General features: G+C 71.5%; 16 protein-coding genes. 7 read left to right on the top strand and 9 right to left on the bottom strand.

Annotated features, from left to right (window positions below; genetic code table 11):
- The first annotated feature begins 43 nt into the window (after nt 1-43).
- Nucleotides 44-724 (top strand): TetR/AcrR family transcriptional regulator, encoded by a 681-nt coding sequence (locus IE244_RS37360; RefSeq protein ID WP_191878033.1) that lies wholly within the window; start codon nt 44-46, stop codon nt 722-724.
- On the opposite strand, the gene icmA is transcribed toward IE244_RS37360, so the two are convergent.
- The 4 genes from icmA to IE244_RS37380 all read right to left on the bottom strand — a co-directional run bounded on the left by icmA (nt 721) and on the right by IE244_RS37380 (nt 4,656).
- Nucleotides 721-2,421, bottom strand: a complete 1,701-nt coding sequence (gene icmA / locus IE244_RS37365; RefSeq protein ID WP_191878034.1) for a coenzyme B12-dependent isobutyryl-CoA mutase large subunit — start codon at nt 2,419-2,421, stop codon at nt 721-723. The two genes, IE244_RS37360 and icmA, sit on opposite strands and share 4 nt — an antisense overlap.
- A 93-nt stretch (nt 2,422-2,514) precedes the next feature.
- Nucleotides 2,515-2,853, bottom strand: coding sequence for a DUF3817 domain-containing protein (locus tag IE244_RS37370; RefSeq protein WP_191878035.1), 339 nt, complete (start codon nt 2,851-2,853; stop codon nt 2,515-2,517).
- 43 nt (nt 2,854-2,896) lie between these two features.
- Entirely contained in the window at nt 2,897-3,406 is a 510-nt protein-coding gene (locus IE244_RS37375) for a MarR family winged helix-turn-helix transcriptional regulator (RefSeq protein WP_191878036.1), read from the bottom strand.
- Between the two features lie 11 nt (nt 3,407-3,417).
- Nucleotides 3,418-4,656: an MFS transporter gene (locus IE244_RS37380; protein WP_191878037.1), complete on the bottom strand. Its 1,239-nt coding sequence runs from the start codon at nt 4,654-4,656 to the stop codon at nt 3,418-3,420.
- A gap of 77 nt (nt 4,657-4,733) precedes the next feature.
- Here IE244_RS37380 and IE244_RS37385 point away from each other — a divergent pair, with 77 nt between their 5' ends.
- The gene (locus IE244_RS37385) at nt 4,734-5,729 is read left to right on the top strand and encodes an ArsR/SmtB family transcription factor (RefSeq protein ID WP_191878038.1); all 996 of its coding nucleotides are present in this window, start codon (nt 4,734-4,736) and stop codon (nt 5,727-5,729) included.
- On the opposite strand, the gene IE244_RS37390 is transcribed toward IE244_RS37385, so the two are convergent.
- Complete coding sequence (locus IE244_RS37390) at nt 5,726-6,016, bottom strand: MTH1187 family thiamine-binding protein (RefSeq protein WP_191878039.1); 291 nt, start codon at nt 6,014-6,016, stop codon at nt 5,726-5,728. The two genes, IE244_RS37385 and IE244_RS37390, sit on opposite strands and share 4 nt — an antisense overlap.
- A complete protein-coding gene (locus IE244_RS37395) occupies nt 6,013-6,363 on the bottom strand; it encodes a DUF3817 domain-containing protein (protein WP_191878040.1) in 351 nt (116 codons plus the stop codon). Before IE244_RS37395 ends, IE244_RS37390 begins: the two co-directional genes overlap by 4 nt.
- Nucleotides 6,364-6,544: 181 nt before the next feature.
- Here IE244_RS37395 and IE244_RS37400 point away from each other — a divergent pair, with 181 nt between their 5' ends.
- The 4 genes from IE244_RS37400 to IE244_RS37415 all read left to right on the top strand — a co-directional run bounded on the left by IE244_RS37400 (nt 6,545) and on the right by IE244_RS37415 (nt 9,214).
- Complete coding sequence (locus IE244_RS37400) at nt 6,545-7,177, top strand: AIM24 family protein (RefSeq protein ID WP_191878079.1); 633 nt, start codon at nt 6,545-6,547, stop codon at nt 7,175-7,177.
- 2 nt (nt 7,178-7,179) lie between these two features.
- Nucleotides 7,180-7,830, top strand: a complete 651-nt coding sequence (locus IE244_RS37405) for an AIM24 family protein (RefSeq protein ID WP_191878041.1) — start codon at nt 7,180-7,182, stop codon at nt 7,828-7,830.
- Between the two features lie 14 nt (nt 7,831-7,844).
- Nucleotides 7,845-8,645, top strand: a complete 801-nt coding sequence (locus IE244_RS37410) for an AIM24 family protein (RefSeq protein ID WP_191878042.1) — start codon at nt 7,845-7,847, stop codon at nt 8,643-8,645.
- A gap of 92 nt (nt 8,646-8,737) precedes the next feature.
- Complete coding sequence (locus IE244_RS37415) at nt 8,738-9,214, top strand: MarR family winged helix-turn-helix transcriptional regulator (RefSeq protein WP_031171854.1); 477 nt, start codon at nt 8,738-8,740, stop codon at nt 9,212-9,214.
- A 113-nt stretch (nt 9,215-9,327) separates the two neighbouring features.
- Here the strand turns inward: IE244_RS37415 and IE244_RS37420 are convergent, their stop codons facing one another.
- The 3 genes from IE244_RS37420 to IE244_RS37430 all read right to left on the bottom strand — a co-directional run bounded on the left by IE244_RS37420 (nt 9,328) and on the right by IE244_RS37430 (nt 12,921).
- On the bottom strand, nt 9,328-10,566 hold the full coding sequence (locus tag IE244_RS37420) for an MFS transporter (protein ID WP_191878043.1): 1,239 nt from the start codon (nt 10,564-10,566) through the stop codon (nt 9,328-9,330).
- A 147-nt stretch (nt 10,567-10,713) separates the two neighbouring features.
- On the bottom strand, nt 10,714-11,670 hold the full coding sequence (meaB, locus tag IE244_RS37425) for a methylmalonyl Co-A mutase-associated GTPase MeaB (protein WP_191878044.1): 957 nt from the start codon (nt 11,668-11,670) through the stop codon (nt 10,714-10,716).
- A 51-nt stretch (nt 11,671-11,721) separates the two neighbouring features.
- Nucleotides 11,722-12,921, bottom strand: a complete 1,200-nt coding sequence (locus IE244_RS37430; RefSeq protein ID WP_191878045.1) for an acetyl-CoA C-acetyltransferase — start codon at nt 12,919-12,921, stop codon at nt 11,722-11,724.
- A 150-nt stretch (nt 12,922-13,071) separates the two neighbouring features.
- Here IE244_RS37430 and mce point away from each other — a divergent pair, with 150 nt between their 5' ends.
- Nucleotides 13,072-13,512: a methylmalonyl-CoA epimerase gene (mce, locus tag IE244_RS37435; protein WP_191878046.1), complete on the top strand. Its 441-nt coding sequence runs from the start codon at nt 13,072-13,074 to the stop codon at nt 13,510-13,512.
- Nucleotides 13,513-13,699 lie beyond the last annotated feature (187 nt).

Here is a 13,699-nt window from a genome sequence, read left to right on the forward strand (position 1 = left end):
TCTCCCTCACGACCGCACAGATCCCGCCGGTTATGGTCAAGGGATGCAGAGCCGCACTCCCGCCAGCCGTACCGGCCGTCCGCGCAGCGCCGCCGCGGACACCGCGATCCTGGCCGCGACCCGGCAGGCGCTGGTGGAACTGGGCTGGTCGAAGCTCACCCTGGGAGACGTGGCGACGCGCGCCGGCGTCGCGAAGACGACGCTGTACCGCCGCTGGGCCGGGAAGCCGGAGCTGGTGTGCGACGCGGTGGCGGAGCTCTTCGACGAGCTCGAACTCCCCGACCTGGGCAGTCTGGCCGCCGACATCGAGGGCGTGGTCCTGCAGTTCGCGGCGATCCTGGCCCGGCCGGAGGCGAAGAGTGGCCTGATGGCGGTGGTGGCCGAGTCCACGCGCGACGACGCCCTGCGCGAGCGCATCCGTGCCTCCATCGTGGAGCGTCAGATGCGCCTGGTCCTGGAGGGCCGCGCGCGGGCACAGCGGCGGGGCGAACTCCCCCCGGAACCCGATCCGCAGGAGTCCGCCCGCACGGTGGACCTGATCTTCGACATGGTCGCGGGCGCGGTGGTCCACCGCACCCTGGTGAGCGGCAAGCCGGCGGACGAGGAGTGGGTGCGCGGCTTCACCCGGGTACTGCTGCTGGGCCTCGCCTCCCAGCCGGCCGAGCCGGGGGCCCAGGGGGCGGCGCCCCCTGGTACCCCCCCGCGGGGCGACGACACCCCCTAGAAGCCGGCCGGCTCCGTGTAGACGCCCCACTCGTCGCGCAGCACCCCGCAGATCTCGCCCAGGGTGGCCTCCGCCCGCACCGCGTCCAGCATGGGCTCGATCATGTTGGAGCCGTCCCGGGCCGCGTCCAGCATCGCGTCCAGCGCGGAGCGCACCGCGGACTCGTCCCGCGCCGCCTTCCGCTCGGCGAGCACCCGCACCTGCTCCCGCTCGACCTCGTGGCTGACGCGCAGGATCTCCAGATCCCCGGTGACGGACCCGGTGGCCACGTTGACGCCGACGACCCTCTTGTCGCCCTTCTCCAGCGCCTGCTGGTACCGGAACGCGGACTCGGCGATCTCCCCGGTGAACCAGCCGTCCTCGATCCCGCGCAGGATCCCGGAGGTGACCGGCCCGATCGGGTGCCGTCCGTCCGGGTGCGCCCGAAGACCGCGCTCCTTGATCTGCTCGAAGATCTTCTCCGCGTCGGCCTCGATCCGGTCCGTGAGCTGCTCGACGTACCAGGAGCCGCCCAGCGGGTCGGCCACGTTGGCGACCCCGGTCTCCTCCATCAGGACCTGCTGGGTGCGCAGCGCGATCTCCGCCGCCTGCTCGGAGGGCAGGGCGAGCGTCTCGTCCAGCGCGTTGGTGTGCAGCGAGTTGGTCCCGCCGAGCACGGCGGCCAGCGCCTCCACGGCCGTACGGACCACGTTGTTGTAGGGCTGCTGCGCGGTCAGCGAGACCCCGGCGGTCTGCGTGTGGAACCGCAGCCACTGCGCCTTCTCGCTCTTCGCGCCGTATACATCGCGCATCCAGCGCGCCCAGATCCGGCGGGCGGCCCGGAACTTGGCGATCTCCTCGAAGAAGTCCACGTGCGCGTCGAAGAAGAAGGACAGCCCCGGCGCGAACACGTCCACGTCGAGACCCCGGCTGAGCCCCAGCTCGACGTACCCGAAACCGTCGGCGAGCGTGTACGCCAGCTCCTGCGCGGCCGTCGCGCCCGCCTCCCGGATGTGGTAGCCGGAGACGGACAGCGGCTTGTAGGCGGGGATGCCGGCGGCGCAGTACTCCATCAGGTCGCCGATGAGGCGCAGATGGGGCTCGGGCTGGAAGAGCCACTCCTTCTGCGCGATGTACTCCTTGAAGATGTCGGTCTGCAGGGTCCCGTTGAGCACCCCCGGATCGACACCCTGCCGCTCGGCGGCGACCAGGTACATGCAGAAGACGGGCACGGCCGGGCCGCTGATGGTCATGGACGTCGTCACATCGCCGAGCGGGATGTCCTTGAACAGGACCTCCATGTCGGCGGCCGAGTCGATGGCGACGCCGCAGTGCCCGACCTCACCGAGCGAGCGGGGCTCGTCGGAGTCGCGCCCCATCAGCGTGGGCATGTCGAAGGCGACGGACAGGCCCCCGCCGCCGGCGGCGAGGATCATCTTGTACCGCTCGTTGGTCTGTTCGGCGTTGCCGAAGCCGGCGAACTGCCGGATCGTCCAGGTACGCCCGCGGTAGCCGGTCGGATGGAGGCCGCGGGTGTAGGGATACTCCCCGGGCCAGCCGATCCGCTCGAATCCCTCGTACGTGTCACCCGGTCGGGGCCCGTAGACCGGCTCCACGGGATCGCCGGAGAGCGTGGTGAAGTCAGCGTCGCGTTTGCGCGCGGCGTCGTAGCGGGCCTGCCAGCGCCGGCGGCCCTCCTCGATGGCGTGAGCGTCCATACCCTCGAATTTACTTGGACGTCCTAGTAAATGTCGATGGCAGACCGCCGCACGGCGCTCGTACGGCGGTCGAGCCGGGGCTCGGACCCGGGCTCAGGCCTTGGCGACGGCCGGTGCCGCGTCGGCGGTCCTGGCCTCCAGCTCGCGGCTGACCTTCCGCTCGACGAAGAAGGCGGCGGTGGGGACGGTCCCGGCGAGCAGCACCCACAGCTGCTTGGCGACGGGCCACTTCGCCTTCGACCCCAGGTCGAAGGCGAAGATCAGGTAGATGACGTACAGCCAGCCGTGGGCGATACCGACGAAGGTGGTGAAGGTGTCGGCACCGTCGATGTGCAGCCCGTACTTGGCGATCACGCCCAGGGTCAGCAGGACCAGCAGCACACCGGTGACATAGGCCATGACGCGGTAGCGGGTCAGCACGCTCTTCTTCATGGAGTCGAGCGTAACCACCCGTTCCGGGAGATCTTGCCCGGGGTCACTCCTCGTCGAAGTCGCGTGCCGCGACCCGCAGCGGGCGCAGCATGGCGAAGATCTCCGCGCACTCCTCCGCGTCGTACACCCCGAGCCCGAAGTCCATGGCCATGAGGTCGCGGGTGGCCGCGTCGACCACCTCGCGCCCCTTGTCGGTGATCACGGCGAGGGTGCCGCGCCCGTCGTTGGGATTCGGCCGCTTGGCCACCAGCCCGGACTTCACCAGCCGGTCGACGGTGTTGGTGACGGACGTGGGATGCACCATCAGCCGCTCACCGATCTTGGACATGGGCAGCTCGCCGGCCTTGGAGAAGGTGAGCAGCACCAGCGCCTCGTACCGCGCGAACGTCAGTCCGTACGGCTTGACCACCGCGTCCACCTCGGCGAGCAGGATCTGCTGGGCCCGCATGATCGAGGTGATCGCGGCCATGGACGGCACATTTCCCCAGCGCTGCTTCCAGAGCTCGTCGGCACGGGCGATGGGGTCGAAGGGAAGGCTGAGTGGCTTCGGCACGTCATCAGACCCTACCGGCCGGTCATATGCCGGTCAGCCCCGTCTCGGCTTTCGGTCGCCCGGGCCGCGGCGGCGAGACCGCAGCAGCACAGGACGCCCGCCGCGCCGGCCACCGCCACCGCCGTCCGTACGCCCGCCACCTGCGCCGACACGCCGGCCATCGCCATGCCGACGCCCTGGACGGTCATCAGGCCCGCGCTCAGCACGGTCATGGCCCGTCCGCGCAGCTCCTGCGGCACGGCCCGGACGAACCACTGGTCCAGGCCCAGGGTGTACGCCGATCCGGCCCCGGACAGCAGCAGGAGCAGCAGCGAGACGGCGAGCCCGGGCCGCAGGGCGAAACCGAGGTACGGCAGCAGCGTCAGGCACAGGAGGGGCAGCGCGACGCGTTCGCGGGCCACGGGCGCGAGCCTGGCCCCGGCGAACAGCTCGCCGGCCACCGTGCCGACGGGCAGGGCGCACATCAGCAGGCCGAGGCCCGCGGAGCCGCTGCCCAGCTCGTCCGCGTACGGCGCCGCCAGTGCCTCGGGGACGACCGAGAACCCCGCCGGGATCCAGAACAGCAGGAGCAGGACGCGCACCCGGCGGTCGGCCAGCAGCGGGCGCAGGCCGGGCGGCGTGTCCGTGCGCCGGCGGGTGCGGGCGGGGCGGTGCCGGGTGCCGCAGCGCAGCAGCCCGGCGGAGGCGAGGAAGGTGCCGACGGTGATCAGCAGGGCGTGACGCGGGCTGACCGCCGTGAGCAGCAGGCCGCCGAGGCCGTAGCCGACGAGCAGGGTGCTCTGGGCGACGATCCGCAGCAGGGAGCGGCCGAGCACGAACAGCTCGCCGTCGCCGAGGACGTCGGCCAGGGTGGCCATGCGGGTGCCCGAGAACACCGGCGCGACGACGGCCAGGGCGCAGCGCAGCGCGAGGAGCGGCCCGATGCCGGCGCCCGGGGCGGTCATCACGGCCACACAGCCGGCGCACACCAGGTCGCAGGTGACGAGCACCCGCCGGGCCGGGAAGCGGTCGGCGACGGGGGCGAGCAGGGTGCCGCCGACGGCGTACGGCAAGAAGCCCAGCGCGAAGGTGAGCGCGCTGAGCAGGGGCGAGCGGGTGAGGTCGTAGACGAGGACGGACAGCGCGATCTCGCTGACGATCACGCCGAGCATGGACAGCACATGGGCGGCGAAGACGGCCCGGAACTCGGGCACGGCGAGGACACGGCCGTAGCCGGCGGGCGCCGGGGCGGCCTGCGGTGGTGCGGACATGCCGGGCAGCGTGCCGGGGTCCGGGCGGGACGCCGTAGAGTTTCGGCTCCAGCCGAATCTTCCCCTGGAGGTGGGCCGTGCCCTCCCGGCTGCGCTTCGGCGACGACGACTTCCTGCGCTGCCGGTTCGCGATCTCGCCGCTGTGGGAGACGCAGGAGGCGGTGCGCACCCTGAACCGCCCCGACCGGCACGCCTACCAGGCGCCCTGGCTGCGCAGGATCAGGGACGCGGCGGCCGGGCTCGACCTGGCTCCGCTGTGGCTGCTGATGCCCCGGCGCGGTCACTCACCGGACTGGCTCGGCGCACCACCGATCGGACCGGCGGCCACCTTCGAGGAGGAGATCGCGGCCGTGCGGGCGTCGGACCCGGAAGCGGCCCGCGAGGACACCGCCCTGGCGCTGGCCTGCACCCCGGGCGCGCTCCGCTCGCCGCGGGGCCGGGCCTGGCTCGCGGACCCGGTGCGGATGATCGAGGAGCTGGCGGACGCCGTGGAGGCGGCCTGGCAGGTGCTGATCGCGCCGGACTGGCCGCGGCTGCGGGCGCTGCTGGAGGCGGACGTGGCCTTCCACTCGCGGCGCCTGGCCGAGGTGGGGCTAGGCACCCTGCTGCCGGAGCTGGACAGCCGGCTGTCCTGGGACGGTCGTACGCTGACGCTCGCGCTGCACACCGAGCACGCGCGCGACCTCGACGGCCAGGGCCTGGTGCTGATGCCGAGCGTGTTCTCGTGGCCCGACGTGATCACGGGTTTCGAGCCCCCGTGGCAGCCCACGCTGGTCTACCCGGCGCGCGGCATCGCGGGCCTGTGGACCGAGCCGGGCGCCGGGACCGCGGACGCGCTGGTACGGCTGCTGGGCCGCAACCGGGCGGCGGTCCTGGCCGCGCTGGACGAACCGGCGACCACGTCGGCGCTGGCCCACCGGCTGCGGCTGGCCCCGTCGTCGGTCTCGGCGCACCTGACGGTGCTGCGCGACGCGGGCCTGCTGACGGCCCGCCGCTACGGGCACCAGGTGCTGTACGAACGCACACCGCTGGGCATGGCACTCACCGCGTCACCGGCCACGCCCGACGCCTAGGCCAGATGCCGCTCGACCGTCTCCACCTTGGAGGTGAGCCCGTCGGTCACCCCGGGACGGATGTCGGCCTTGAGGACGAGGGAGACGCGCGGTGCCCGCTCCTCGACCACCGCGACGGCGCGCCTGACCACGTCCATGACCTGGTCCCACTCGCCCTCGATGCTGGTGAACATCGCGTCGGTGCGATGGGGCAGGCCCGACGCGCGGACCACGCGGACGGCGTCGGCGACGTACTCCCCCACGTCCTCGCCGACGCCCAGGGGCGTCACGGAGAAGGCGACGATCATGCGTTCACGATTCCTTCCTTGCGGGCACGGGCGGCGATGACGGCGTCCTCGGCCTCCCGGCGCAGCGCGCGCTCGATGATGAAGCCACCGCCGGGGATGACCGAGTACGCGAAGTAGAGGGCGGCCTTGCCCTTGGCCCACTTGGTCCGGTTCCAGGCGTCCGCCCAGAAGAGCACGTAGAGGACGAACAGCACGCCGTGGATCGGACCCAGCACCGGCGCCACGTCGAAGCCGCTGTCGACCGTGTACTTGATGACGGTGCAGGTCGCGAGGATGATCCAGGAAACGCCCTCCGGAACGGAGATCAGTCGGAGACGGCGGATGGCGGAGGCTGTCTTGAGGTCCACGGGTCACCTTCGGTGGGAGAGTCGCTGACGGCGCGGTCGCGTCGTGATCCGCTTTGTGAACGGAAGCACAAACGCCCCGCCATTGTGGCAAACGACGCCCGTGAGGGTGCGCTCAGGGTCCGTGTCCCTCCGGGGGACCTGTTCCGTCCACCCGAGGCGCCGCTACTTTCACTCCGTGGCGATGTTCCGACTGCAGGGAAGCAAGGTGCTCGCCGTCGACATGACGGGGGACACGGTGAAGGCGAAGAACGGCTCGATGGTCGCGTACGACGGGGAGATGAGCTTCAAGAAGCTGAGCGGTGGCGGGGAAGGACTGCGCGGCATGGTGACGCGGCGGCTCACCGGCGAGCAGATGGCGGTGATGGAGGTGAAGGGGCACGGCACCTGCTGGTTCGCGGACCGGGCCTCGGAGATCAACCTGGTCGGCCTCCAGGGCGACAAGCTGTACGTGGAGTCGAGCAACCTGCTCGCGACGGACGCGGGGCTGCGCACCGGTACGACGTTCACCGGGCTGCGCGGCGCCTCGCAGGGCAACGGGCTGTTCACGACGACCGTGGAGGGCCACGGGCAGGCCGCGATCATGTCCGACGGGCCGGCGGTCGCGCTCCGGGTCGCCCCGCAGTACCCGCTGATCGTCGACCCGGGCGCCTACATAGCCCACCAGGGCGACGTCCGGCAGTCCTTCCAGTCGGGCGTGACGTTCCGCACGTTCCTCGGTGAGGGCGGCGGCGAGGCCTTCCAGATCCGCTTCGAGGGCGACGGACTGGTGTACGTGCAGCCGAGCGAGCGGAACACGATCGCGGGGGATCTGTAGTCATGGCCTTCCGAGAGGTCAACTCCAAGATGGTCGAGGCGACCGTGCTGCCCGGCCAGCGGCTGTTCAGCCAGCGCGGCGCGATGCTCGCCTACCAGGGGGAGGTGTCCTTCACGCCGAACCTGCAGGGCGGCCAGGGCGGGCTGATGTCGATGGTCGGGCGCCGGGTGACGGGCGAGGCGACCCCGCTGATGACCGTCGAGGGCAGCGGGACCGTCTTCTTCGGGCACGGCGGCCACCACGTCCATGTCATCCACCTCACCGGCGACACCCTCTACGTGGAGGCCGACCGTCTGCTCGCCTTCGAGGGCACGCTCCGGCAGGGCACGATGTTCATGGGCTCGCAGGGCGGGGTGATGGGCCTGGTCCGGGGCCAGGTCACCGGGCAGGGGCTGTTCACCACGACCCTGCAGGGCCAGGGCTCCGTCGCCGTGATGGCGCACGGCGGCGTCTTCGAGATCCCGATCACCCCCCAGCGGCCGGTCCACGTCGACCCGCAGGCGTACGTCGCCCACCACGGCGAGGTCCGCAACAAGCTGTCCACCGCGATCGGCTGGCGCGAGATGGTGGGCCGCGGCTCCGGAGAGGCCTTCCAGCTGGAGCTGAGCGGCAGCGGCACGGTGTACGTCCAGGCCTCGGAGGAGAAGCTGTGAGCGCGCACGGAGGCATGTACGGCACCCCCGGCGGCCCGGTGGTGTACGACCCGATGACGCTGCCCGTCGACGACAACGTGAACGCGTACACGTTCTGCGTCGAGCTCAAGAGCGGGGAGTGGTTCCTGCAGAAGGGGAAGATGATCGCCTACTACGGGGCGATCGAGTTCAACGGCATCGGACACGGCCGACTCGACCGACTTGTCCGTACCTCGTTCCATTCGCCACTGCACGCGAGCGACTGGGTCGTGGCGTCGGGCTCCGGCAAGATGCTGCTGGCCGACCGGGCCTTCGACGTCAACTCCTATGACCTGGACGACGGGAACTTGACCATTCGCGCGGGCAACCTGCTCGCTTTTCAGCCAAGTCTCGCGCTCAAGCAATCGATCGTGCCGGGTTTTCTGACCCTTATCGGAACCGGAAAGTTTGTGGCCGCATCTAACGGGCCGGTGGTGTTCATGGAACCTCCGATCCGGGTCGACCCGCAGGCGCTCGTCGGGTGGGCCGACTGCCCGTCCCCGTGCCATCACTACGACCACGGCTATCTGACGGGTGTGCTGGGCGGTCTACGTGCGATGACGGGCCTCGGCGGGGTGTCCGGGGAGGAGCACCAGTTCGAGTTCGTGGGTGCCGGAACGGTCCTGCTGCAGTCGACGGAGACCCTCATGGGTGAGGCGGCGACGGGGGTCGTCCCGTCCGAACCGGGGGTGCCCGGCGGTGGCGGAACGGGAGCGTTCGGACACGGTCCGCAACCATCGGGCCCACCGCGCCTTCCCGGACAGCTGGGGGACCTCCAGCGTCGCTTCGGGCTGTGAGCGGTAGTCTGCGGAGTGTGACGTCGAACGCGTGCGCACTGTCACACCACCCGAAGTAGTTCGTCATTCAACTTCTTAGGTAGACTTCATTCATGGAGACCGAGACGGCCACGCGCTGGCTGACCGATGCGGAGCAGTGCGCCTGGCGCACCCACCTGGAGGTCAACAGGCTGTTGACGTACCAGCTGGAGAAGGATCTGCAGCCGTTCGGCCTGACGATGAACGACTACGAGATCCTCGTCAATCTGTCCGAATCGGACGACGTACGGATGCGGATGAGCGATCTCGCCTCCGCGACCCTGCAGTCCAAGAGCCGGCTCTCGCACCAGATCACACGGATGGAGAACGCGAACCTGGTGCGCCGCGAGAACTGCGAGTCGGACCGGCGCGGGCTGTACGCCGTACTGACCGAGCACGGTATGGAGACGATGAAGAAGGTGGCCCCGCACCATGTGGCGTCCGTGCGGCGGCACTTCATCGATCTGCTGTCACCGGAGGCACTGATAGAGCTGGACAAGGCACTCAAGCCGATCGCCGAGCATCTGCGCGGCCAGCGCGGACGCCCGTGACCGCGGGCGTCCGGCGCCAGCGGAGCTGACGGCGGCCATCACCTGCCCGGCACCGCACCGTCGCCGCCCCGCCGGGCATCACCCGGCGGGGCGGCGACGGCCGGCACGGGCCCTCACTCCTGGGGGACGGCGCGTTCCGTGCCCCTCGCGCTGGCCGTGCCCCGCGCCACGGCCAGCGCCGTCAGCAGCATCACCCCACCGGTCACCGCGAAGCACGGCCCCGGTGGCAGCCACCCGACCAGCACCCCGGCGACCGCGGCACCCGCCGTGCCCCCCGCGTTGACGGCCGTGTTGACCCACGCCCCGGCCCGGACCCGGGCCCCGGGCGCCGCGGCCTCGTCGGCGATGAGGTACGCGGTGGTGATCAGCGGGGAGACGAACAGTCCCCCGGCCGCCACCGCCAGGGCGAGCGTGCCCACCCCGGTCGCCAGCCCGGCGGCGCACAGCACCAGTCCGAGTCCGGCCGCCTGCAGGGGCAGTCGCGTCCCGGCGGCGGCCCGCCACGCGACGGCCCCGTTGAGCAGCCCGCCGACGGCGCTCCCGGCGGACAGGGCGGCGAGCACCCAGGCCGCGCCGCCGTCACGGCCGTGTGCCTGGGCGAAGGCGACCACCAGCAGCTCGACCACGCCCAGCGCGAGTCCGACCCCCGCGGCGGCGGCCACCGGCCGCCCCAGCCCCCGCAGCACCCGTCGCCCGGCCGGGGGCCGGTCCGGTGTGCGCTCGCCGGCCGGTACCGCCCGCACCGCGGGAGACGACACGAACCCCGCCGTCCCCACCGCCATCAGCGCCGCCCCGGCGAGGACGCCCACGGCCGGCGGAGCGAACCCGACGACCCCGCCGACCAGCAGGGGCCCCGACACGAACAGCAGTTCCTCGGCGACGCCGTCGAGGCTGTAGGCGCGCTGCAGCAGCGCCCGGTCCGGGGCGAGCCGCCCCCACACGGCCCGCATGGTGGGCCCGAGCGGCGGCGTACAGGTCCCGGCGGCGGCCGTCACGGCACCGAGGACCAGCGGCGGGACGGCGCCCGGGCGCCAGAGCAGCACGGCCAGCAGCACCAGGAGCGCGGTGTGGGCCGCGGCCATCGGCACGAGCGCCCGCCGCGGCCCGTACCGGTCGATGAGCGCCGCCCGGGCCGGCGACAGGAAGACGCTGGTGGCGGAGAACAGGGCCATGACGGTGCCCGCCACGGCGTACGAACCGCGGGCCCGGGTCACGGCGAGCATCAGGGCCAGCGGGACGACGCCGTACGACAGTCTGCCGAGCAGGGCGGCGGCGAAGGTGCGGCGCGCGTGCGGGACGCGCAGGACGGCGGCGTACGAGGGCCTGGGCCCTGGCGAAGGGTGCGTGGACACGCTGAAGGTTCCTCTGTGGGAGGCGGAAGAGCGGACGCCGAGGGACGCGGCGGCCGTGTGTCAGGCCCCGCGGTCCGGTGCGTGCTCTACGCCATGAAGAGGAACATGCCGGTCAACCTAGCAGCATGATCGGCGCGTCGGCAGCCCTCAGCCCTCCGTCAGTCCCGCGACCAGCTCGTCCGCCGCGCGGTACGGGTCCAGTTCGCCCGCGACGATGCGCTCCGCGAGGGCGCTGAGGCGGCGGTCTCCGTGCAGGTCGCCGATGCGTTCGCGCAGTGCGGTGACGGCGATGGTCTCCACCTCGCGGGCCGCGCGGGCCGCGCGGCGCTCGGCGAGCACGCCGTGCTCCTCCATCCACGCGCGGTGCTTCTCCAGGGCCTCGACGACCTCGTCGACGCCCTCGGCGCGGGCCGCGACCGTCTTCACGATCGGCGGCCGCCAGTCGCCGGGGCCGCGGGACTCGCCGAGGCCCAGCATGTGGTTCAGCTCGCGGGCGGTGGCGTCGGCGCCGTCCCGGTCCGCCTTGTTGACGACGTACACGTCGCCGATCTCCAGGATGCCCGCCTTCGCCGCCTGGATGCCGTCGCCCATGCCGGGGGCCAGCAGCACCACACTCGTGTCCGCCTGGGAGGCGATCTCGACCTCCGACTGGCCGACGCCGACGGTCTCGACCAGGATCACGTCGCAGCCGGCCGCGTCGAGGACGCGGATCGCCTGCGGCGCGGCCCAGGCGAGGCCGCCCAGGTGGCCCCGGGTGGCCATGGAGCGGATGTAGACGCCGGGGTCGGAGGCGTGCTCCGACATACGGACGCGGTCGCCGAGCAGGGCGCCGCCCGAGAACGGCGAGGACGGATCGACGGCCAGGACGCCGACCCGTTTGCCCTGTTTGCGGTACGCCGTGACAAGCGCGGAGGTGGAGGTCGACTTGCCGACACCCGGGGAACCCGTCAGGCCCACCACGTAGGCGTTGCCGGTCAGCGGGGCCAGCGCCGCCATGACCTCCCTGAGCTGCGGGGACGCCCCCTCCACGAGGGAGATCAGCCGGGCCACGGCGCGCGGCCGGCCTTCCCTGGCCAGGGCCACCAGAGAGGAGACGTCCTGCATCAAACAGCTCCGTTCACTTCTGCGACGTACCGTCAACGACGTACAGGGAGGTCAGGCCTTCGGCACCCGCACGATGAGTGCGTCACCCTGGCCGCCGCCACCGCACAGCGCGGCCGCGCCGACACCGCCGCCGCGGCGCTTGAGTTCGAGCGCCAAGTGGAGCACGAGACGGGCGCCGGACATGCCGATCGGGTGACCCAGGGCGATCGCACCACCGTTCACGTTCACCTTTTCGGTGGACACGCCGAGGTCCTTCATTGACTGCACGGCGACGGCGGCGAAGGCCTCGTTGATCTCGATGAGGTCGAGGTCGGAGACCTCCAGGCCCTCCTTCTTCAGGGCGTGCTGGATGGCGTTGGACGGCTGGGACTGCAGGGAGTTGTCCGGCCCCGCCACGTTGCCGTGCGCGCCGATCTCGGCGAGCCAGTGCAGGCCCAGCTCCTCGGCCTTGGCCTTGCTCATCACGACCACGGCCGCCGCACCGTCCGAGATCTGCGAGGAGGAGCCCGCGGTGATCGTGCCCTCGCGGGAGAACGCAGGTCGCAGCTTGCCCAGCGACTCGGCCGTGGTGTCGCCGCGGATGCCCTCGTCCTTGCTGAAGAGCACCGGGTCGCCCTTGCGCTGCGGGATCTCCACGGGGGTGATCTCGGCCTCGAACAGGCCGTTCTTCTGCGCGGCGGCGGCCCGCTGGTGGGACAGGGCGGCGATCTCGTCCTGCTCGGGGCGGGCGATGCCCAGGCGGGTGTTGTGCTTCTCCGTGGACTCGCCCATGGCGATGCCCTCGAAGGAGTCGGTCAGACCGTCGTGGGCCATGGCGTCGAGCATCTGGACCGCGCCGTACTTGAAGCCCTCGCGGGACTTCGGCAGCAGGTGCGGGGCGTTGGTCATGGACTCCTGGCCGCCGGCCACGACGATGTCGAACTCGCCGGCGCGGATCAGCTGGTCGGCGAGCGCGATGGCGTCCAGGCCGGACAGACACACCTTGTTGATGGTGAGCGCCGGGACGTTCATCGGGATGCCGGCCTTCACGGCGGCCTGCCGGGCCGGGATCTGGCCGGCGCCGGCCTGCAGCACCTGGCCCATGATCACGTACTGCACCTGGTCGCCGCCGATCCCCGCACGGTCGAGGGCGGCCTTGATCGCGAAGCCGCCCAGGTCGGCGCCGGAGAAGGACTTGAGGGAGCCCAGCAGTCGTCCCATGGGCGTGCGCGCGCCCGCGACGATCACCGAGCTGGTCGTTCCAGAAGGCATGAGCTGCGATCCCCTTACCGGCCTGCACAGGCCGAGGAGTGAACGAGGGTTTACTTCGAATGTACTGAGCGGTAGAGCACGCCGTCATCGGCCTTACGGTGTGATCGCGCGCACGTTGCGTAACCAGGCGAGGAGCGCTGCACTGAATCCATGCTGACGCGAATCGACCACATCGGGATCGCCTGTCACGACCTCGACGCGACCGTCGAGTTCTACCGGGCCACGTACGGCTTCGAGGTGTTCCACACCGAGGTCAACGAGGAGCAGGGCGTGCGCGAGGCCATGCTCAAGATCAACGAGACCTCGGACGGCGGCGCCTCCTACCTCCAGCTGCTGGAGCCGACCCGCGAGGACTCCACGGTCGCCAAGTGGCTCGCGAAGAACGGGGAGGGCGTCCACCACATCGCCTTCGGCACGGCGGACGTGGACACCGACTCGGCGGCGATCCGGGACAAGGGCGTACGCGTGCTGTACGACGAGCCCCGGCGCGGCTCGATGGGCTCGCGGATCACCTTCCTGCACCCCAAGGACTGCCACGGTGTCCTGACAGAACTGGTCACTTCCGCCCCTGTTGAGTCGCCCGAGCACTGACCCCCGTACATATGGGCCGGTAGGGTTGGGGGCGGTCGTCCTTTCAACCGGGGCGACCGCATGCCGGGGTCCGGGTTTCGGGGGACGAGCGTCGGGGCAGCAGCCCGTGCTCCGCCGTTGATCTGACACCATTCCCCGGGGGCCCCGTTCGGCGGAGGACGAGGCTCGTTGGAGAAGCTGACCAGGG

Source organism: Streptomyces filipinensis, assembly GCF_014649495.1.
GTDB lineage: Bacteria > Actinomycetota > Actinomycetes > Streptomycetales > Streptomycetaceae > Streptomyces > Streptomyces filipinensis.

Bases quoted from the DNA above. Each gene is read 5' to 3' on its own strand.
- IE244_RS37360 (WP_191878033.1), top strand. From the start codon at position 44: ATGCAGAGCCGCACTCCCGCCAGCCGTACCGGCCGTCCGCGCAGCGCC.
- icmA (WP_191878034.1), bottom strand. From the start codon at position 2,421: ATGGACGCTCACGCCATCGAGGAGGGCCGCCGGCGCTGGCAGGCCCGC.
- IE244_RS37370 (WP_191878035.1), bottom strand. From the start codon at position 2,853: ATGAAGAAGAGCGTGCTGACCCGCTACCGCGTCATGGCCTATGTCACC.
- IE244_RS37380 (WP_191878037.1), bottom strand. From the start codon at position 4,656: ATGTCCGCACCACCGCAGGCCGCCCCGGCGCCCGCCGGCTACGGCCGT.
- IE244_RS37390 (WP_191878039.1), bottom strand. From the start codon at position 6,016: ATGATCGTCGCCTTCTCCGTGACGCCCCTGGGCGTCGGCGAGGACGTG.
- IE244_RS37400 (WP_191878079.1), top strand. From the start codon at position 6,545: ATGTTCCGACTGCAGGGAAGCAAGGTGCTCGCCGTCGACATGACGGGG.
- IE244_RS37405 (WP_191878041.1), top strand. From the start codon at position 7,180: ATGGCCTTCCGAGAGGTCAACTCCAAGATGGTCGAGGCGACCGTGCTG.
- IE244_RS37410 (WP_191878042.1), top strand. From the start codon at position 7,845: ATGTACGGCACCCCCGGCGGCCCGGTGGTGTACGACCCGATGACGCTG.
- IE244_RS37415 (WP_031171854.1), top strand. From the start codon at position 8,738: ATGGAGACCGAGACGGCCACGCGCTGGCTGACCGATGCGGAGCAGTGC.
- meaB (WP_191878044.1), bottom strand. From the start codon at position 11,670: ATGCAGGACGTCTCCTCTCTGGTGGCCCTGGCCAGGGAAGGCCGGCCG.
- IE244_RS37430 (WP_191878045.1), bottom strand. From the start codon at position 12,921: ATGCCTTCTGGAACGACCAGCTCGGTGATCGTCGCGGGCGCGCGCACG.
- mce (WP_191878046.1), top strand. From the start codon at position 13,072: ATGCTGACGCGAATCGACCACATCGGGATCGCCTGTCACGACCTCGAC.